Raw genomic sequence first — 19,794 nt, forward strand, 5'->3', positions numbered from 1 at the left:
AGGGGTATAGATGGGTTCTACCGGGCAACCAAGCCCTTCCGGGACGCATTGTCACGCTCGAATAGACATCAATCCTGCGACAATTTCGCGACGCATCGGTGACCGGGCCCGTTCAACCGGACAATTCGAGCTTCATGGAGATGGCTGCAATCTTGCCGCCGGGCCTGTCGTAATAGGCCGGGCGGCGGCCTACCGCCGCAAAACCCAGCCGCTCATAGAGCGCAATGGCAGCGACATTGTCCTCGGCCACTTCCAGAAACACGGCCTCCGCACCCCTTGCCAGCGCCTCCGCGCCCGCGCGGTTCATTAATGCCCGGCCAAGCCCCTGGCGGCGGTAATCCGGGTCGACGGCAATGGTGATGATTTCCGCCTCTCCGCCGCCGAACCGGACCAGCACGAAACCCGATGGCGCATCTTCCACATGCGCCAGCAGGGCGAAGGCGCCGGGCATGGCAAGCAGGCGGGCAAAGGACGCCGCGTCCCAGGCTTCGTCGAAAGCCCGGGAATGAAGCGCCGCCAGCGCCGGGATTTCTCCAGCCTCCACCGGACGTATGTCAGCCACGGGAACGGCCTTGCGCCTGTGCCTCTTCCAGCGTGAGGCCGCCGGGCAGTTTGGCATCGGGCGCCCTGATATAGAGCGGCGCGGGCGGTTCGCGAAAGGCGTCGAACCCCTGCGTACGGATACGCCGGATCGCAATGCGACCCACGGCGCGCGCATCGGGCTCGGCCCGCGTTTCCACGGGGAGTGCCTCGACGCCCAGCGGCAGAAGACGCTCGGCCAGCAGGGGCGCGCCGCTGCCTGCGAGGAGGAGTTTTGCTGCAGTGCTATGCTGCGCAGCATTTTCTGCAGCAATTTCCAGCGGCAACAGGGCCGGCTCTGTCACAAGTTGCTGATTTTGTTCAAAAATCTGGAAGTATACTTCTTCCCGCCGCGCATCGAAGGAAACCGCCAGGCGCTCGGTTCCATGCAGCTCCACAGGCTCTGCGACGGCCTCCAGCGTGGTCACGCCGACGCAAGGGAGCTTGCGCGCCAATGCGATGCCCCGCGCGGCGGCAAGGCCGACCCGGAGTCCCGTAAAGGTGCCGGGCCCGACCGTCACCGCCAGCGCATCGAGATCGGCAAACCCCGTCCCCGCCTCCGCCAGCACCTCTTCCAGCACAGGAAGAAGGCGCTCGGCATGACCGCGAGACCGGGCCTCGAAAAGATGCGAGAGCAATGTTGGCTCGCCCTTCCCGTTCGCATCGAACAGAGCGGCGGAAAGCGCGCCTTGCGCGGTATCGAATGCGAGCAGGATCAAAGGGCCGGTCCGCCGTTAGACGATCTTGCAGGCATCGTCGAAGGGCAGCCTGGGGCTGCGCTCGAAGAGACCTGCGGGATCGCCATGGCCGATATTGCAGATGAAGTTCACCTTCACATTGGTGCCCTTGAAATAAAGCTCGTTCACCGCATCCATGTCGAAACCGGACATCGGACCGCAATCGAGGCCCAGCGCACGGGCGGCGATCATGAAATAGGCGCCCTGCAGCGACCCGTTGCGGAAAGCATTCATTTCCGCCCACTCGTCCGACCAGTTGAACCAGGTCTTGGCGTCGGGCGCATGGGGGAAGAGTTCCGGCAGGCGCTCATAGAACTTCACGTCATAGCCGATGATGGCGGTGACGGGGGCCTGACGGGTCTTCTCGCGATTGCCTTCCATCAGCGCGGGCAGGAGCCGTTCCTTCTCTTCCGCCGACTTCACGAAGATGAGGCGCGCGGGCGACATGTTGGCGCTGGTGGGACCCCATTTGAAGAGGTCGTAGATTTCCTTCAGCTGCTCGTCGGTGACGGGCTTGTCCTGCCATGCATTATGCGTACGGGCTTCACGGAAAATCAGATCGAGCGCGTCGTCGCTCAGCTTGCCGTTCATCGGCTTCCCCTTGCTTTAGCTGGTGTGGATCGGCGGCCGTCGGACCGCCCGAAAGAAAAACCCCGGGAGCGCAATCCCGGGGCAAAACATCAAACCTGCCGGACTTCGGTCACTTCCGGCACATAGTGGCGCAGCATGTTTTCCACGCCGCGCTTCAACGTGATGGTGGAGGAAGGGCAGCCGGCGCAGGCGCCCTGCATGTTCAGATAGACAATGCCATTGTCATATCCCTGAAACGTGATGTCGCCGCCATCCTGCGCCACGGCCGGGCGCACACGGGTGTCGAGCAGATCCTTGATCTGATCGACGATCTCGGCGTCGTCTCCCTCATGCGCGGCATGGACATCGGTGCCGCTGCCGCCTTCCTGAAGGATCGGCGCGCCGGAGGTGAAGTGCTCCATGATCGCGCCCAGCAATGCGGGTTTCAGATGCTGCCACTCGCCTTCCGCCTTGGTCACGGTGACGAAATCCGATCCGAGAAAGACACCCGTCACGCCCTCGACCTGGAACAGGCGGCGCGCCAGCGGCGAGGCGGCGGCGGCCTCCGCATCGGCGAAGTCGGCCACGCGACCGTCGCCCATCACGTCCCGGCCCGGCAGGAACTTCAGTGTGGCGGGATTGGGGGTCGATTCCGTCTGGATGAACATGGTTTTGCGCTCCGGATTGGCCGCGTCGAGAGAGAGGGCCTTTCAAAACCCCTTGTCGCGTCGCGGTTTAGCAAAGTTTTCCTGCGTCTTAAATGGCGTTGCGCGGGATTTGAATCAAGGAAAAAGCCCGACTGCGGCGCTTGGTCATAGGCGGCGCCCCAACTCCGAACAGGCAATCGTCCGGCAACCGCTCAGGTGAGGGCGCGCAGTTCCTCTTCGGAAAGATCGCCGGGGACGACGGTGACGGGGATATTGAAGGCCTTGTCGCTGCCGCCGGCAACCAGCGTGACAAGCGGTCCGGGGCCTTCCTTGCCGGTGCCCGCCGCGAGGACGAGGATTGCGACATCCTTGTCCTCTTCGATCAGTGCCTTGACCTGTTCGGCGCGGCGCCCTTCGCGGATGATGAGTTCGGCACGGATGCCCGCATATTCGTTCACATGCGAAGCAAGGCGGTGGAGAAGCTGCTCGGCTTCCTCGCGCGCTTCTTCCTTCATGATGTTCTGGACCCCCAGCCATTGCTGGGAGGCGTCGCCGGGTTCCAGCACGGCCAGCAGCGTCACCACGCCATCGGTGTGCCTGGCGCGGAGGCTGGCAAAGTGGATGGCCACCTCCGACTCGGGCGTGCCGTCCACAACAACAAGGAATTTGCGGCGCTTGGCGCCTTCGGGTCTGGTCATGAGGCGGATGCTGCCACCAGGCGGGGAATCCGGCAAGCCGGACTTTCTCCCGCGCCGCGGCTTCTATTTCAGCAGGATGTCCGTGATTTCGCGAAGCTGAACGCGGGCCCGCAGCAGGTAGAAGCCCTGTGCGGAGAGATGGCTCGGCTGGAACTGCGCATCCGGCGCGCCGTTGACCACCACCCAGGGCTCGAGCTCGACGCCTTTTCGCAGACTGGCCAGCATCTGCACCCAGGCTTTTTCGAGATTGCGTTCCTTGATGACCTCGCTGAAGTCCTCGCCAAGCGCCTTCATGACAACGTAATAGGCGTAGAGGCGACCCTTGTTGAAATAGAAGAGATTATCCGCCTGCACGTCGATCCAGACGCCCGCATGCTTTTCGATATGCTCATCGGTGGCCGCGGAGGCCGACCCCATATCGGCGGCAAAACGATCGAGCGTCGCCATCAGATTGTCGGCGCGGCGGTCGAAGATCGCGTCGCCCTTCGCCAGACGCCGGTTATAGGCGAGGAGATGTTCCCGCGCTTCGCGGTATTGCGATTCAGAACTCGATTTGAGCGCCAGCGACTTCGACGGGTTCCAGAGCCAGACATCGCCGGGATATTGCAGACGGCCATTGGCGGCGGCAAGGTCGGGATCGGCCTCGGAGGAGCCGCGCAGGCGGCCGAGCTGGTCCATCAGCTCGAAGCTGAAACGCGCAAGCGCCGTGACGATGCCCTGCTGGAAATTGGGCATGTTGTCGAGCGCCCAGCCGGGCTGGAAGAAGGGATCGTTCGCCGTCCAGCTATGCTGATTGACCTCGCGGTCGACAAGCGCGGCGGCCACCGCCACTGCCTTCGATCCGCCTTGCGGAATGTCGGACTCCGCAACAGTGAAATCCGGGTTGTCATCGACATTCTGCACGATGGCCATGCCGACGCCGTAATAGAGCACGATCGCCAGCGGGATCAGGATGATGACGGGTTTGAGCCAGCCCAGCCAGCTGCGCGAGGAAGAGGGCGCGCGATCTCCGTCCTGCGCCCGTCCCGCGGCGGCTGCGCCCTGCGCGCCGCCCCCGCCGCCTTTCCGGTACATCCATTTGTGGCGGAACCAGTCGCGCATCGCCTCGAGGCGGTCGCTAAAGGCCATGGGTTTTGTCTCCTTCCCCAGGGATCAGGCAGGCATCTTCTTTCCACCGCATTATCCGGTGGAACAGCTTCTACATGGGGTGCTGCCCCGCCGGATCAAGCGGAGCGGGCCTCCCCGGACTCAAATGAAGCCGACGATTTCCTTCACGCGCTTCAGCACCGGGTCGGCGATGGCGCGGGCGCGCTCTGCGCCCTTTTCCAGCTCGCCGTCGATATAGGCCGGGTCGGCCAGCAGGTGCTTCATCTCGCCGGTGATGGGCGAGAGTTTGTCCACGGCAAGGTCGGCCAGCGCCGGCTTGAACTCGGAGAACATCTTGCCGCCGAACTCTTTCAGCACCTGTTCGGTCGTGGTGTCGGAAAGCGCGGCATAGATGTTGACGAGGTTCGCCGCCTCGGGCCGCTCGGCAAGGCCGTCCTTCACCTCCGGTAGCGGTTCCGGATCGGTGCGGGCCTTGCGGATCTTCTGGGCGATCTCATCGGCATTATCCGACAGCGTGATGCGCGAATAGGCGGAAGGGTCGGATTTCGACATCTTCTTGGTGCCGTCCCGCAAGGACATAACGCGCGTCGCCGCGCCCATGATGAGCGGCTCGGGCAGGGGAAAGAAATCCTCCGCCTCGAAATCATTGTTGAATTTCTGGGCCGTGTCGCGGGCAAGCTCCAGATGCTGCTTCTGGTCCTCGCCGACCGGCACATGGGTCGCGCGATAGGCCAGAATGTCGGCGGCCATCAATACCGGATAGGCATAGAGGCCGACGCTCGCCTTTTCCCGGTCCTTGCCCGCCTTGTCCTTGAACTGGGTCATGCGGTTGAGCCAGCCGATCCGCGCCACGCAGTTCAGGATCCAGGCCAGCTCGGCATGGGCCGTCACCTTGGACTGGTTGAAGATGATATGCGTTTCAGGGTTGATGCCGGAGGCGATATAGGCCGCCGCGACCTCGCGCGTATTGGCGGTCAGTTCCTTCGGATCCTGCCAGACCGTGATCGCATGCATGTCCACCACGCAGTAGAGGCATTCATGCGTGTCCTGCAGGCCGACGAAATTGCGGATGGCGCCGAGATAGTTCCCCAGATGCAGATTGCCGGTGGGCTGTACGCCTGAGAAGACGCGATTGGTGGGCTTTTCCATGGATTTTGGGCCTTGTGAACGCTTTTGCACCGGCGTTATGCGGCGGCGCGCGGCGCTTTGCAATCCCCTGCGATACCGCAGCTATTCGCTTACAGGGCCGTTCCAGCCTCATTTGCGCGAAAAGGAGCGGCGGAGCGTCGTCACGCTCACCGCGCCCGTCGCCTGGGCAAGACCCGCATAGGCGATCAGGCCGCCGAAGATGAGGACGGCCAGCGCGGCGACGCTTTCCAGGAAGGTTCCCTCGAACCAGGGGGCGGCGTAGAGCGCGCCATACCAGAGCGCGGCGCCCATCGCCGCGGAGGCAACGACGATAAGCGGCAGACGGGTCAGCACCTGCGTGTCCGGCACGAAACCGCCGCGTTTTGCCAATGTCGCACCGAGAAGGCCCGCATTCACCCAGGCGGCAATGGTGGTGCCGGCCGCGATGCCCGCGAAGGCGTAGAACTGGAAGAGGGTGATGGAGGCGGCGATATTGACCGCCACCGAAATCGCCGCATAGCGCAAGGGCGTCATCGTGTCTTCCCGCGCAAAGAAGCCGGGCGAGAAAACCTTGTTCAACACGAAGGCCGGAAGCCCCGCCGCATAGACGAGAAGCGCCAGCGAGGTGTTTTGCGTATCCAGCGCCTCGAAGGCCCCGCGCTGGAACAGCACCTGAATGATCGCATGCGGGATCACCATCAGCGCCACCGCCGCCGGAACCGTCAACAACATGGAGACTTCCAGCGCGCGGTTCTGCGCCCAATGCGCCCCGGCTTCGTCATCGTCCCGCAGACGGCGCGAGAGGTCGGGCAGCAGAACCACGCCGATAGCGATCCCGATCACGGCAAGCGGGAGCTGATAGATCCGGTCGGCATAATAAAGCCAGGAGACCGCGCCGATCTGCAGCGAGGCGATGATGGTGCCGACGGTCAGGTTGATCTGCATGATGCCGCCGGAAATGATGCCCGGCACACCGAGGCGGACGAGCTTTCGCATATCGGGCGTGAGGCGCGGCCTGCGCAGGCGCAGCACATAGCCCGCCCGCCAGCAGGAAACCGTCAGCCAGAGGAACTGCACGATGCCCGCCGCCATCACGCCCCAGCTGAGCGCAAGGCCCGGATTGTCGAGCACCGGCACGAGAAAGAGGATCGCCAGAATGAGCGTGACGTTGAGCATCACGGGCGCGGCGGCCCCGGGGAAGAAACGGCCCACCGAATTCAGGATGCCCGCCTGCAGCGCCGTCAGCGAAATGAAAAGGAGATAGGGAAAGGCGATACGGGTGAATTTGACCGCCATGTCCTGCTTGCCCGGCTCGTCCGAAAAACCCGGCGCGAAGCCCGAGATGATCCAGGGCATGAAGATCAGGGCGAGGATCGTCATGAGGAGGAGCGCGGAGAGAAGCAGCGCCAGCGCATCCTCGGCGAAACGCCTCGCCGCCGCCTTGCCGTCGCCCTCCAGATGTTTGGAAAAGAGCGGTACGAAGGCGGAGTTGAAAGCGCCTTCCGCGAAGATGGAGCGGAACATGTTGGGAAAGCGGAAGGCGACGAAAAACGCATCCGCCACCGGCCCCGTCCCCAGCACGGCGGCGACCATCATGTCGCGGATGAAGCCGAGGACGCGGCTCATCATAGTGGTCCCGCCTACCGTGGCGGCGGAGCGGACGAGGCTCATCGGTCGAATCTCTTCAGGGCGGGGCTCATGCGGGCAGCATAGACCGGTTTTCGCGGCAGAAAGAGGGCCGGCTATTCGGCCGCCGCCGCATCTTCGCGCTTGCGGGGTTTTTGCGGGCGCGCCTTCTTGACCGGATCGGCCAGCGCTTCCAGCAGATGCCGCTCGACCGCCTTCTTCTTGTTGGCGTTGGTTACCTTGTGGCCGATCACGTCCTTCACATAGAACACGTCCACCGCGCGCTCGCCGAAGGTGGTGATATGCGCCGACCCGATGGTCAGGCCCAGATGGAACAGGGCCCGCGTGATGGCATGAACGAGGCCGGGCCGATCGAGCCCGTTCACCTCGATCACGGTGTAATCGTCCGACAGATCGTTATCGATGAAGACCTGCGGCGCGACCGAGAAGGCGTCGGCGCGGCGACGGCGGCGGAAACGCTGCTCGATCTCGTCGGGCGGCAGCATCTCGCCGGCCAGCACCTGGTGAATGGTTTCCTTCAGGCGGGTGCGGCGGCGCTCCTCGCGCACGGCGCTGCCGTCCTGTTCCTGCACCCAGATCATGTCGAGGGCCATGCCGTCGCGCGTGGTGAAGATCTTGGCGTCCACAATGCTCATGCCGAGAACCGCGCAAGCGCCTGCGAAACGCGAGAAGAGCCCGGGATGGTCCTGCGTGTAGATCGTGACCAGCGTCACGTCGCGCATCGGATCGGTTTCGGTGGCGATGATGAGGGGCTCGTCCTTGCCCGCCTCGATCATCCGCGCATGACGTTCATGCGTGTCGGTATCCATGGCAAGCCAGTACTGCTCGGAGTGGCGCTTGAGATAGCGCTTGCGGGCCGCCTCGCTCCAATCCGACAGGCGCTCGGCCAGATCCTCGCGCGCGGTATTGATGCGCCCCTCGCGATTGACCGCGCTGTCGCCGCCCTGAAGCACGGAGGCGGTTTCGAAATAAAGCTGGCGGAGAAGCTGGCCCTTCCAGCCGTTCCAGACGCCGGGGCCCACGGCCTTGATATCGGCGACGGTGAGGACATAGAGCATGCGCAGGCGCTCCGGGCTCTGCACCTCGCCGGCGAAATCCTTCACCGTGCGCGGGTCGGCGATATCGCGTTTCTGCGCGACGTCCGACATGACGAGATGGTTCTGCACGAGCCAGGCGACCGTTTCCGTTTCGCCGGGCCCCATGCCCAGACGCGGGCAGAGCTTGCGCGCAATGGCGGCGCCCGCATCGGAATGATCTTCCGGGCGGCCCTTGGCGATGTCATGCAGGAACATGGCGACATAGAGCGCATTGCGGCTCTTCACCTTGGACATGAGTTCCGTCGCAAGGGGGGTGTCTTCGGGATGATCGCCCTTTTCGATCTCCGACAGAATGCCGATCGCGCGCAGCAAATGCTCATCCGCCGTGTAGTGGTGATACATGTTGAACTGCATCAGCGCGACGATGCGGCCGAAATCGGTGACGAAGCGCCCCAGCACGCCGGCCTCGTTCATCAGGCGCAGCGTGCCCTCCGGATTCTTCCGGGAAGCGACGATCTTGAGGAAAAGGCTGTTGGCCTTTTCGTCCTTACGCAGCTTTGCATCGATGAGCTTCAGCGAGCGCGTAATAAGCTTCAGCGCGTCGGGATGGATGTCGAGGCTGTGCTCGTCGGCCAGCTTGAAGATGCGGATCAGGTTCACCGGATCCTTCTCGAAGACCTCGCTGCCCGAAACCGTCAGGCGGCCCGCTTCCACGGTGAAGTCCTCGATCGCCTTCTTGCGGCGCAGGGCCTGCATGAAACGGCCGATGGAGGGCTGCTTCTTGCGTTCCTGTTCTTCCAGCACGGCGCAGAAGATACGGGTGAGGTCGCCCACATCCTTTGCGACAAGGAAGTAGTGCTTCATGAAGCGCTCGACCGCCTTCAGGCCCCGATGCGGCTGGTAGCCCAGATACTCGGCCATGGCGGTCTGGATATCGAAGGTGATGCGCTCTTCGGCACGGCCGGTGAGAAAGTGCAGCTCGCAGCGCACTGCCCAGAGGAAATCCTCGGCGCGGCGAAAGGTCTGGTATTCGTCCTTGGTGAAAACGCCCGCCTTGACGAGGTCGGAGGGCTGCTTCACCCGATAAACATATTTGCCGATCCAGAAAAGCGTGTTGAGGTCGCGCAGGCCCCCCTTGCCTTCTTTCACATTCGGCTCGACGAGGTAGCGGCTTTCGCCGCTACGCCGGTGGCGCTCATCGCGCTCGGCGAGCTTGGCGTCCACGAATTCATTGCCCGTGCCCTTCACCACCTCCTCGCCGAAGCGGTCTTCCAGCTCGTCGAACAGGGCTCTGTCGCCATGAATGAAGCGGGCTTCGAGAAGCGCGGTGCGGATGGTGAAGTCCTCGCGGCCGAGCCGGATGCAATCCGCGATCGAGCGCGTGGCATGGCCGACCTTCTGGCCCAGGTCCCAGAGTACATAGAGCATGTACTCGACCACGCTCTCGCCCCACGGCGTCTGCTTGTAGGGAAGCAGGAAAAGAAGATCGATGTCGGAGCCCGGCGCCAGCAGTCCACGGCCATAGCCGCCCACCGCCGCCACGGAGAGCCGTTCGGCCTCGCTCGGATTGTTGGCCGGAAAGACATAGGCGGTCGCGAAGTCGTAAAGCTCCTTGATGAGAACGTCTTCGAGATAGCAGATCGATTCCGCACAGGCCCGGCCGCGATGGGCGCCCTGCTCCAGCCGTTCGCGCGCCTTGGCGCGGCCTTCATGCAGATTGCGCTTCAGCACCTCCACGACACCGCGCTGAAGCGCCGTATCGTTTCCCTTGTGCTCGCGATAGACCGCTTCGAGATCGGCCCGGATCTGATCCGGATCGGCGATCTCAAGCAGGCTGGGCATGGTACGGCCCATGAAAACTCCCATCGTCCTGAAATTTGTGTCGGCCCGAGGTGCCTCGGCATCCTGTCCGAACGCAGCGGCACCATAACATGTCATGCAAGAAATGGCGTCAGAGGGCGGCGCCCGCCAACCCCGCTTGCCCGAAATCTTTGTATGAGGGAAGGAGACGCAGGCCCAAACAGGCTGGAGACTGAAGATGTCTTGCCCGTTAACCCATTGTAATCATTGCTATTCTTTAACATCCCGCCGCATTTTCGCCATGAAATTGCCGGGTTTCCGACAAGCCGCCGGCTCATACCCGAAACGCGCCGGCGATAGAGGCGGTCTCTCATCCCCCCGCTCCCGGGACTGCCCGCCGGCGCAGCATATTTCACCCAGGCGGGTCTTCCGGGGGAACCCGCGCAGGACGAATGGAAGAGGATCAGATGCTTGACCGAACAAGAGCCGTCCTCACCGCCTCGGCGATGAGCCTGGCCATTGCGTCCGGCTTTGCGGTTTCCGCGCACGCGGCCGTCAATGCCAACATGTCCAAGGGCGACGCGCAGGACGCCTGCGCGACCCTGACGAAACAGTTCGACTATCTGGCACCCACGAAAAAGGGGCTGCCCTACTGGAACGAGGCCCACTCGGAATTCCAGACCGGGAAGAAGGCCTGCGACGGCGGCAATCCGGTTAAGGGCGCCACCGCCATGAAGCAGTCGATCCGCGACATGTATGTCATCCCGGACACGGACCGGAAAAACGACAACGGCTAGCGGCTTCCGGCCAGCGACCAATCCGGCAAGGCCCGGCGGTTTTCCCCGGGTCTCGTCGCTTTTGCCGCGCCTTTCATGGTTTGCTTGACAAGGAGACGCCGATCCCAACACTGGGCGCGAATTCGCCCCAGTCGGCTCCGGGGCGGCCCGCTCCATTGTTCAGGTTTCAGCACCCGTGTCACAGCAAGGCCAGCTTCCCCATCCGCCGCTCGACAAGCGCAAGATCTTCAGCCGTCTGGTGCAGGCCTGGTGGAAGGATCGCGGTCAGTTCTCGCGCAAGAAGATCGCCCGCTCCTGCCCGATCTGCGGCTATCACGGCACTTTCGTGAGCGTGGGGCGCCCGTCGCGCTGGGACACGCGCTGCCCCAATTGCGGCTCGCGCGAGCGCCATCGCCTGATGTGGCTCTATATCCAGGATCACGGGATCGACCTGGCGGACAAGAAGATCCTTCATTTCGGCCCCGAAAAATGGCTGATGAAGCTGATGAAGGACAATGAGGGCTACGAGCCCGCGGACCTTTATGCCCCCATCGCCAAATTCCGGCTCGACATCACCAATATCGATCGGCCCGACGACTATTTCGACGTGGTGATCGCACATCACGTGTTCGAGCATATCGACGACGACCGCAAGGCGATGAAGGAGATGTACCGGGTCCTGAAGCCCGGCGGCTACGGTTTCTTCTCGGTGCCGATCAACCTGTCGCGCGACAAGACCTACGAGAACCCGCAGATCACCGATCCCGATCTGCGCTTCGTGCATTTCGGCGGTACGGACCATAAACGGTTCTACGGACGCGACTTCCAGCAGAAGCTGAGCGAAGCGGGCTTCAAGGTGGAACCCTATCGCCGCGCGCCCGACGAGGAAGTGAAGTGGGGTCTCCTGCGCGACGAATGCGTCTACGTCGCGCGCAAATAAGCTACTCCCCGCCCAGCGCCTTCAGCCGATAGAGCGCTTCGAGCGCCTGTTTGGGCGTCAGCTCGTCGGGATCGATGTCCTTCAGCGTTTTCACCGCTTCGCTCTCTTCCGGGACGGCAGCAGGCGCAGGCGCTTTCGCCGCAGAGAAGAGCGGCAATTCGTCGATCAGCGCCGCCGTCCTCGCGCCGCCGCCGGAACTCAGCTCGCCCTCTTCCAGCGCGGTCAGCACATCCTGCGCACGCGCGATGACGGGGGCCGGCAGTCCCGCAAGCCTCGCAACCTGGATACCGTAGGAGCGGTCCGCCGCGCCGGGCGCAACCTCATGCAGGAAGACCACGTCGCCCTCCCATTCCTTGACGCGCATGGTCGCATTGGCGAGGCCCGGGAGCCGTTCCGCCAGCGAGGTGAGTTCATGGTAATGCGTCGCGAAGAGCGCGCGCGACCTGTTCACTTCATGCAGATGCTCCACCGCCGCCCAGGCGATGGAAAGGCCGTCGAAGGTCGCGGTGCCGCGCCCGATCTCATCGAGGATGACGAGGGAACGCGGGCCCGCCTGATTGAGGATCGCCGCCGTCTCGACCATCTCCACCATGAAGGTGGAGCGCCCGCGCGCCAGATCGTCCGCCGCGCCCACACGCGAGAAGAGCCGGTCCACCACACCGATATGCGCGGACGCCGCCGGTACGAATCCGCCCATCTGCGCCATCAGGGCGATAAGCGCGTTCTGCCTGAGGAAGGTCGATTTACCGGCCATGTTGGGGCCGGTAAGCAGCCAGATATGTTTTGCCTCTCCGCTGTCCGCGCTGAGCGTACAATCGTTGGGCACGAAATCGCCGCCGCTCGCCTCGCGCCTCAACGCCGTTTCGACCACCGGATGGCGGCCGCCTTCGATGTGAAAGGCGAGCGAGTTGTCGATAAGGGGGCGCGTGTAGCGCTGCTCGGCGGCGAGTTCGGCCAGAGCCGATGAGGCGTCGAGCGCGGCAAGCGCCTCCGCCGCCGTCGCTATCACTTCATGCTCGGCCAGCACCTGCGCGGTGAGCGTGTCGAACAGTTCAAGCTCCAGCGCGAGCGACCGGCCGCCCGCATCCGCGATGCGGCTGGCGAGATCGGCGAGTTCGGCCGTGGTGAAGCGCATCGCATTCGCCATGGTCTGGCGATGGATGAATTCGTCCGAGGCGGTCAGCTTGTCGGCATGGCGCGGCGACACTTCGATGTAGTAGCCCAGCACATTGTTGTGCCGGACCTTCAGGGCCGACACGCCGGTCTTTTCGGCATATTGCGCCTGAAGCCCGGCAATGAGGCGGCGGGCGTCGTCGCGCAGCGTGCGGGTCTCGTCGAGATCGGCGGAATAGCCGCCGGCCACGAAGCCGCCATCGCGCGCCATCAGCGGCAGCTCTTCGGCGAGCGCTTTTCCCAGCTCCTCGCAAAGCGGCAGTGCCGCGCCATCGAGCGCCGCAGCGGCGGATGCGATGTCGTCGGGCAAAGGCAGCAGCGTCGGATGCGAACTGTTCAGGAGCGTCGCAATGGCATGCGCCGCCGAAAGGCCGTTCTTCACGGTCGCAAGGTCGCGCGGACCACCGCGGCCCAGCGAAAGGCGCGAGAGCGCGCGGGCCATATCGGGCGCGGATTTCAGATGATCGCGCAGCATGTCCCTCGGGTCGCGTGCGTCGAGAAACCACTCCACCGCATCGAGGCGGGCATTGATGCGGGCAGGGTCGGTAAGCGGCGCAGTGAGACGCGCGGCAAGCTCACGTGCGCCCGCCGCCGTCACCGTCCGGTCGATGGTCGCCATGAGCGAACCTTTGGTCTCACCGGACAGCGTGCGCACCAGTTCGAGATTGGCCCGCGTCGCCGCGTCGATCGCCATGGTCTCGGTGACCGCGATACGCCGGGGCGGCTTCAGCGCGGGCAGGCGGCCCACCTGGGTCAGTTCCACATAGTCGATCAGCGCGCCCATGGCTGTGATCTCGGCGCGGGCGAACTGCCCGAAGCCTTCCAGCGCACCGACATTCAGATGCGTCTTCAGCCGCCGCTCGGCCTGCGTGCTATCGAAACGGGCAACGGGCAAGGGGGTCACCGCGCCGCCTGCCTGAAGCGGCGCTTCCAGCTCTTCGGCCTCCAGCAGGTTTTCCGGCACGAGGAGTTCGCCGGGCCGCAGGCGGGCAAGCTCCGCGCCGAGCGAAGGGCCGGAAAGCGCCGTCACGGCGAGGTCGCCCGTCGAGACGTCGACCCAGGCGAGGCCATAATCGGCTTCGGAACCGATGCGGGCGATGGCGGCGAGGTAATTATGCGCACCCGGCGAAAGCAGCGTGTCCTCGGTCAGCGTGCCGGGCGTGACGAGACGGACCACTTCGCGGCGCACGACGGATTTGGCCCCGCGCTTCTTTGCCTCCGCCGGGTCTTCGGTCTGCTCGCAGACGGCGACCTTGAACCCCTTGCGGATGAGACGCTCCAGATAGGTGTCATGGCTGTGCACCGGCACGCCGCACATGGGGATATCCTCGCCCAGATGCTTGCCGCGCTTGGTCAGCGCGATATCCAGCGCTTGCGCCGCGGCTACCGCATCGTCGAAAAACAGCTCATAGAAATCCCCCATCCGGTAGAACAGGAGCGCACCGGGATGGCTTGCCTTGATCTCCAGATATTGCGCCATCATCGGCGTCACGCCCGGATCGGGCTTGCCGGATGGCCGCGCGGGCTGTTTTTCGAGGGGCTCGGACATGGAGGAGGAAATTAACAGAACAGGCGGCGACGGATAGAGGCTTCCGGGCAGGCAGGCCCTGAAATTTTCAGGCGCTCAAGCGACCATTTCCGGCAAGTTCCCGCCACGTAAACGAAAGAAAATTACCTTCTTAAGGCAAAAATAATAAAAAAATAATCAGAATGACCTTGTTTCCGGTCATTTCACCGCCTACAAAGCGGGCTGTTTTTCACCATCCGGGGCGTTTGCGCCCGTATTTCGCACAATTCCCGGCCAAAATCGCGATCCGTACCCATGAGCAAGAAGCGCCGTCAGTTTACCGACGAAGAGGCCCTGCTGTTCCACAGCGAAGGCAAACCCGGCAAACTCGAGATCCACGCCACAAAGCCGATGGCCACACAGCGCGACCTGTCGCTGGCCTACAGCCCCGGCGTGGCCGTGCCGGTACGCGCCATCGCGGAAAACCCGGACAGCGCCTACGACTTCACCGCCAAGGGCAACATGGTCGCCGTCGTTTCCAACGGCACGGCCATTCTGGGTCTCGGCAATCTCGGCGCACTCGCCTCCAAGCCGGTGATGGAAGGCAAGGCAGTGCTCTTCAAGCGTTTTGCCGATGTGGATTCGATCGATCTGGAAATCGACTCCGAAGACGCCGACGCGGTCGTCAACGCGGTGCGCTATCTGGGCCCGTCTTTCGGCGGCATCAACCTTGAGGACATCAAGGCGCCGGAATGCTTCATGATCGAGAGCCGCCTGCGCGAACTGATGGACATTCCGGTCTTCCATGACGACCAGCACGGTACGGCAATCATCACGGCCGCGGGCCTCATCAATGCGCTCTATCTCACCGACCGCAAGATCGAGGATATCAAGGTGGTGGTGAACGGCGCGGGCTCGGCCGGTATCGCCTGCCTGGAACTCATCAAGGCGATGGGGCTGCCGCATGACAATGCGCTGCTCTGCGACACCAAGGGCGTCATCTATGCCGGCCGCGAAGAAGGCATGAACCAGTGGAAGTCGGCGCACGCCGCCAAGACGGATGCGCGCACGCTGGAAGAGGCTGTCGCGGGCGCCGACGTCTTTCTCGGCCTATCGGTGAAGGGCGCGCTCACGCCGAAGATGGTAGAGAGCATGGCCGACAAGCCGATCATTTTCGCCATGGCCAATCCCGATCCGGAGATCACGCCCGAGGAAGTCGCACAGGTGCGCGACGACGCCATCATGGCGACGGGCCGGTCGGACTATCCCAACCAGGTGAACAATGTCCTCGGCTTTCCCTATATCTTCCGCGGCGCGCTGGACGTGCGCGCGACCTCGATCAACGAGGACATGAAGATCGCCTGCGCCGAGGCGCTCGCCGCGCTGGCGCGCGAAGATGTGCCGGACGAAGTAGCCGCCGCCTATCAGAGCGAGCGTCCCCGCTTCGGCCCGCAATACATCATTCCCGTGCCTTTCGATCCGCGTCTTATCCGCGAGATTCCGCCCGCCGTCGCCAAGGCGGCGATGGATAGCGGCGTGGCGCGCCAGCCCATCGTGGATATGGAAGGCTACAAGAACCGGCTTTCCGCGCGGCTGAACCCGACCGCGGGTACGTTGCAGGTCATCATGGACAAGGTCCAGCGCGACCCCAAGCGCGTCGTCTTCGCCGAGGGCGAGGAAGAGCGCGTGATCCGGGCCGCCATCGCCTTCCGCGATTCCGGTCTCGGTCATCCGATTCTCGTCGGGCGGGAAGACCAGATCCGCGAGACGATGAAGCAGACCGGGCTCGACCCGAACACGCAGATTGATATCCGCAATGCGCGGACCTGGCCGAAAAGCGATGCCTATACCGACTTCCTCTACGAGAAGCTGCAGCGCAAAGGCTATCTCTATCGCGACTGCTACCGGCTTGCGACCAACGACCGCAACGTCTTCTCCGCGCTGATGGTGCAGGAGGGCGATGCCGATGCGATGGTGACCGGCGTCACGCGCACCTATTCGGTGGCGCTGGAAGATGTGCGCCGCGTGATCGACGATCAGGACGGACGCGGCCCCATCGGGGTGACGCTCGTCGTGGCGGGCGGCCGCACGGTGATCGTTTCCGACACCAATGTGCACGAAATGCCGACGCCCGAGGACCTTGCCAATGTGGCCGAGCAGACGGCGGAAGTGGCGCGCCGCCTGGGCTATGAGCCCCGCGTGGCGCTGCTGGCCAATTCGAGCTTCGGCACGCACACTCATGAGCGGCCTCGCACGGTGCGCGACGCGGTACGCATTCTCGACGAGCGCCGGGTGGATTTCGAATATGACGGCGAAATGGCCGCCGATGTCGCACTCAGTGGCGAGACCCAGGCGCTCTATCCGTTCTGCCGCCTGACGGAACCCGCCAATGTGCTCATCATGCCGGCGATCCACGCGGCGTCGATTTCCACGAAGCTCCTGCGGGTGCTGGGCGGTTCCACGCTGATCGGTCCATTGCTGGTGGGGCTCAAAAAACCCGTGCAGATCGTCCCGATGACAGCGACGGTGTCGGACCTCGTCAATATGGCGGCGCTGGCGGCCTATAATCTGGACAAATAATCCCGGCTTGCGAAGACGGGCGAGCCCGCGTCATGATGCGATCCGTTCTCACCTGACCGCGGAGTTTATTGATGGCCTCCATCGCCAAGACGATCCGATCCTGTGCGCTTGCCGCCGCGCTGGCGCTTCCCGCCGCCTATGCGATCCATCCCGTTGCCGCGCAGGCGCAGGACGGTGCCTACTGGCCGGAAGATGCGACGCTCTACATCATCTCGCCCGAAGACGGGGCGACGGTGACGGGCCCCGTCACGGTGCAGTTCGGCCTCAAGGGGATGGGCGTCGCACCGGCCGGCGTGGACAAGGCCAAGACCGGGCATCATCACCTGCTGATCGATACGGATATGCCGACCGGCGAGGACCTCGCCATGCCGCTCCCGGCGGACGAGAATCATGTTCATTTCGGCGGCGGGCAGACGGAAACCACCATCGATCTCGCGCCGGGCACGCATACGCTGCAGCTCATCATGGGCGACATGAACCATGTGCCGCACGACCCGCCGCTGGTTTCCAAGAAAATCACGATTACGGTCGAATAGGCGGAAGAGGCTGCGGCCTCAAGCCTTTCCGCTTTTTCGCCTGCCGAATATCCGATAGGCGAGTTCGATCAGGAAGGCGAGGCCGACCAGCACCGCCAGCACCGATAGCCGGGCGGGGTGTTTTTCAGCCGTCTGCCAGACAAGGGCGGCGAGCGCACCCAGGCACAGCACGACGCCAAGGCCCGGCAGCCATTTCACGGCGCCGATCCGGGCACTCATATGGAAGGCGGCGGCGTTGACCGCGGCGAAGACGAGCAGGAAGCCCGTCGAGCCCATGGTCGAGATGCTTTGCAGGTCGAACAAGTTCGCCGTCAGCAGCGTAACGCCCGCGGTGATAAGCAACCCTTCGGCCGGGCGATTCCAGATCTTGCGCTCAAGGAAAGGCGGCAGCTCGCCATCCTTCGCGATCACATAGGAAAGCCGCGCGGCGCCGTAAAGCGTCGCATTGATCGCCGACATGGTGGAGAGAAGCGCAGCCAGCGTAATTGCACCATAACCCGCCTGCCCCAGAAAAGGTTTCGCCGCCGCCGCCAGCGCATAGTCGCGCGCCGCCGTCACATCGGCGGGCGCGAGATTGCCGATGGTTACCGCCGCCACCGCCACATAGAGCAGGATCACGAAACCCACCGAAAGATAGAAGGCGCGGGGCAGGGTGCGCTTGGGATCGCGCACATCCTGCGCAGTGTTGGCGATCAGTTCGAAGCCCTCATAGGCCACGAAAATGATCATGCCGCCCGCAATGAGGGACAATGGCGGCGCCCATTGCGACGGCGCCATGCGCACCGTGTCCACCGACATCATTCCGAAGCCGACAAAGACGAGCAGGATCGCGATCTTCACGGCGACGATCAGCTCCTCGGCATTGCCGACCGATTTCACGCTCATCAGGTTCAGCCCGGTCATGGCGATGATGACGAAAGAAATGAGCCCGTGTTTTGCGACCCCGTCCCATATGGGCGGGAAGAGCTGCGCGCCATAGCTGCCGAAGGCATAGGCATAGAGCGACAGCATGACGATGTAGCTCAGCCACAGGAGGATATTCGCCGCCCCGGTAAAAAGCCCGGGACCGAACGCATTGTCGAGGAAGGAAACCGTGCCGCCCTGCTCCGGCATGGCCACGGAGAGTTTCACATAGGCATAGGAAGTGACGAGCGCGACAAGCCCGGCAAGCGCAAAGGCGACGGGCGCCCCGCCCTGGGCCAGCTCGACCGACAGGCCCAGCACGGCGAAGATGCCGCCGCCGACCATACCGCCGATACCGATAGCCGCGGCGCTCCAGAAACCGATGCTGTCGTCAGGCCCCTTCGTCACCGCGAGCCCGCTCTCCCGTATGGTCGAAATGGAAAAGCGCTCAGCGCTGTCCCGAAGGTATCTTTTCCTTGCCGCCGAATTTCGACATGTAGCGATCCGAAATCTGCGCCACGGGGAAGATGATGAGAACGTCGGTGGTGCCGAACTGGTAGTCGATCACCGCCCCTTCGCCGATATAGCAGCCGGCCCTGAGATAGCCCTTGATCATGGGCGGGAGCAGGCGCGCGGCCTGGCGGGGATTGAGCTCTTCCTCGGGCACCCGGTTCATCTCGACATAGAGCTCGGGAAGGGCGCGCACATGCCATTCCGGCGGCGCGGCATGATTATGGTGCAGGAAGGAGAGCGGGATCGCGAGCTCATCCGGGTCGGTGCCCTCGAAGCTCGCGCAGCCGAACATCACATCGAGATCGTGTTCGGTCACATATTGCATGATGCCGTGCCACAACAGTTCCACGGTGGGCTTGGTGCGGTAAGGCGGCAGCACGCAGGACCGTCCGAGCTCCAGGAACTTCAGGTCCGAGAAACGCTCCAGCATGGGGCCGATGTCATATTCGTTGGCGGTATAGAAGCCGCCATGTTTTTCGGCCACTTCCTGGCGCAGCAGGCGGTAACACCCCACCACCGCGTCGCGCGGGATTTCGCCGTTCGCATCCAGCTTACCCGTGATGCGGTCGTGATCGATCACCAGCAGATGGTCGCAGATCTCATCATAGCTGTCGGCGTCGCGTTTGGTGGCGAGCGTCGTCTCGTCCGGCTTGGCCGACATCTCCTCGTAGAAGACGTGGTAGCGGACGGACTGGGCAGCATCGATCTCGGTTGCGGTTCGAGCAAGCCGTACTTCGAGCTGACCGCGACGGCCATAGCTGAGCGGGTCCGCTGCCGCCTCGTCCTCGGTCGAGACCGCATCGGTGCCCGCATTCGCAGATGTCATGCTTCCCGACTCCATACCACCTTCAGAGGCCGCCACAGGGACCCCCTGTCCGGCTGTATCGGCCATTTCGCGCATAGTTTCATCAACGGC

General features: G+C 63.6%; 16 protein-coding genes. 4 read left to right on the plus strand and 12 right to left on the minus strand.

Features of this window, described 5'->3' with window-relative positions; genetic code table 11:
• Positions 1–112: 112 nt before the first annotated feature.
• From rimI to FHS78_RS12370, 9 genes are all read right to left on the minus strand, one after another.
• Positions 113–562: a ribosomal protein S18-alanine N-acetyltransferase gene (gene rimI / locus FHS78_RS12330; protein ID WP_205305301.1), complete on the minus strand. Its 450-nt coding sequence runs from the start codon at positions 560–562 to the stop codon at positions 113–115.
• Positions 555–1,298 carry a tRNA (adenosine(37)-N6)-threonylcarbamoyltransferase complex dimerization subunit type 1 TsaB gene (gene tsaB, locus FHS78_RS12335; protein ID WP_167094673.1) on the minus strand — a complete coding sequence of 248 codons (744 nt, stop codon included), beginning with the start codon at positions 1,296–1,298 and terminating at the stop codon, positions 555–557. The genes rimI and tsaB overlap by 8 nt, the downstream gene beginning before the upstream one ends.
• Before the next feature lie 15 nt (positions 1,299–1,313).
• The gene (locus FHS78_RS12340) at positions 1,314–1,907 is read right to left on the minus strand and encodes a malonic semialdehyde reductase (protein WP_167094674.1); all 594 of its coding nucleotides are present in this window, start codon (positions 1,905–1,907) and stop codon (positions 1,314–1,316) included.
• Positions 1,908–1,996: 89 nt separating this feature from the next.
• Positions 1,997–2,554, minus strand: a complete 558-nt coding sequence (locus FHS78_RS12345) for a NifU family protein (protein ID WP_167094675.1) — start codon at positions 2,552–2,554, stop codon at positions 1,997–1,999.
• Between the two features lie 191 nt (positions 2,555–2,745).
• Positions 2,746–3,231, minus strand: coding sequence for a universal stress protein (locus FHS78_RS12350; protein WP_167094676.1), 486 nt, complete (start codon positions 3,229–3,231; stop codon positions 2,746–2,748).
• Between the two features lie 63 nt (positions 3,232–3,294).
• On the minus strand, positions 3,295–4,359 hold the full coding sequence (locus FHS78_RS12355) for a DUF2333 family protein (RefSeq protein ID WP_167094677.1): 1,065 nt from the start codon (positions 4,357–4,359) through the stop codon (positions 3,295–3,297).
• A gap of 120 nt (positions 4,360–4,479) precedes the next feature.
• Positions 4,480–5,487, minus strand: a complete 1,008-nt coding sequence (gene trpS / locus FHS78_RS12360) for a tryptophan--tRNA ligase (RefSeq protein WP_167094678.1) — start codon at positions 5,485–5,487, stop codon at positions 4,480–4,482.
• Between the two features lie 108 nt (positions 5,488–5,595).
• Positions 5,596–7,137, minus strand: a complete 1,542-nt coding sequence (murJ, locus tag FHS78_RS12365) for a murein biosynthesis integral membrane protein MurJ (RefSeq protein ID WP_167094679.1) — start codon at positions 7,135–7,137, stop codon at positions 5,596–5,598.
• 71 nt (positions 7,138–7,208) lie between these two features.
• Positions 7,209–10,004 carry a [protein-PII] uridylyltransferase gene (locus tag FHS78_RS12370; RefSeq protein ID WP_167094680.1) on the minus strand — a complete coding sequence of 932 codons (2,796 nt, stop codon included), beginning with the start codon at positions 10,002–10,004 and terminating at the stop codon, positions 7,209–7,211.
• A gap of 413 nt (positions 10,005–10,417) precedes the next feature.
• Here FHS78_RS12370 and FHS78_RS12375 point away from each other — a divergent pair, with 413 nt between their 5' ends.
• Both FHS78_RS12375 and FHS78_RS12380 read left to right on the plus strand, forming a co-directional pair.
• Positions 10,418–10,747, plus strand: coding sequence for a hypothetical protein (locus FHS78_RS12375; protein ID WP_167094681.1), 330 nt, complete (start codon positions 10,418–10,420; stop codon positions 10,745–10,747).
• A 175-nt stretch (positions 10,748–10,922) separates the two neighbouring features.
• Positions 10,923–11,666: a methyltransferase domain-containing protein gene (locus tag FHS78_RS12380; RefSeq protein ID WP_167094682.1), complete on the plus strand. Its 744-nt coding sequence runs from the start codon at positions 10,923–10,925 to the stop codon at positions 11,664–11,666.
• Between the two features lies 1 nt (position 11,667).
• Here the strand turns inward: FHS78_RS12380 and mutS are convergent, their stop codons facing one another.
• Positions 11,668–14,388, minus strand: a complete 2,721-nt coding sequence (gene mutS, locus FHS78_RS12385) for a DNA mismatch repair protein MutS (protein WP_167094683.1) — start codon at positions 14,386–14,388, stop codon at positions 11,668–11,670.
• 273 nt (positions 14,389–14,661) lie between these two features.
• Here mutS and FHS78_RS12390 point away from each other — a divergent pair, with 273 nt between their 5' ends.
• Together FHS78_RS12390 and FHS78_RS12395 are read left to right on the plus strand one after the other, a co-directional pair.
• Positions 14,662–16,926, plus strand: a complete 2,265-nt coding sequence (locus FHS78_RS12390; protein ID WP_167094684.1) for an NADP-dependent malic enzyme — start codon at positions 14,662–14,664, stop codon at positions 16,924–16,926.
• Positions 16,927–16,997: 71 nt separating this feature from the next.
• Complete coding sequence (locus FHS78_RS12395; protein ID WP_167094685.1) at positions 16,998–17,462, plus strand: DUF4399 domain-containing protein; 465 nt, start codon at positions 16,998–17,000, stop codon at positions 17,460–17,462.
• 18 nt (positions 17,463–17,480) lie between these two features.
• On the opposite strand, the gene FHS78_RS12400 is transcribed toward FHS78_RS12395, so the two are convergent.
• Positions 17,481–18,773, minus strand: coding sequence for an amino acid permease (locus tag FHS78_RS12400; protein WP_205305302.1), 1,293 nt, complete (start codon positions 18,771–18,773; stop codon positions 17,481–17,483).
• Positions 18,774–18,813: 40 nt separating this feature from the next.
• A complete protein-coding gene (olsB, locus tag FHS78_RS12405) occupies positions 18,814–19,704 on the minus strand; it encodes a l-ornithine N(alpha)-acyltransferase (RefSeq protein WP_246220475.1) in 891 nt (296 codons plus the stop codon).
• Positions 19,705–19,794 lie beyond the last annotated feature (90 nt).

Source organism: Parvibaculum indicum, assembly GCF_011762095.1.
Classification (GTDB): Bacteria; Pseudomonadota; Alphaproteobacteria; order Parvibaculales; family Parvibaculaceae; genus Parvibaculum; species Parvibaculum indicum.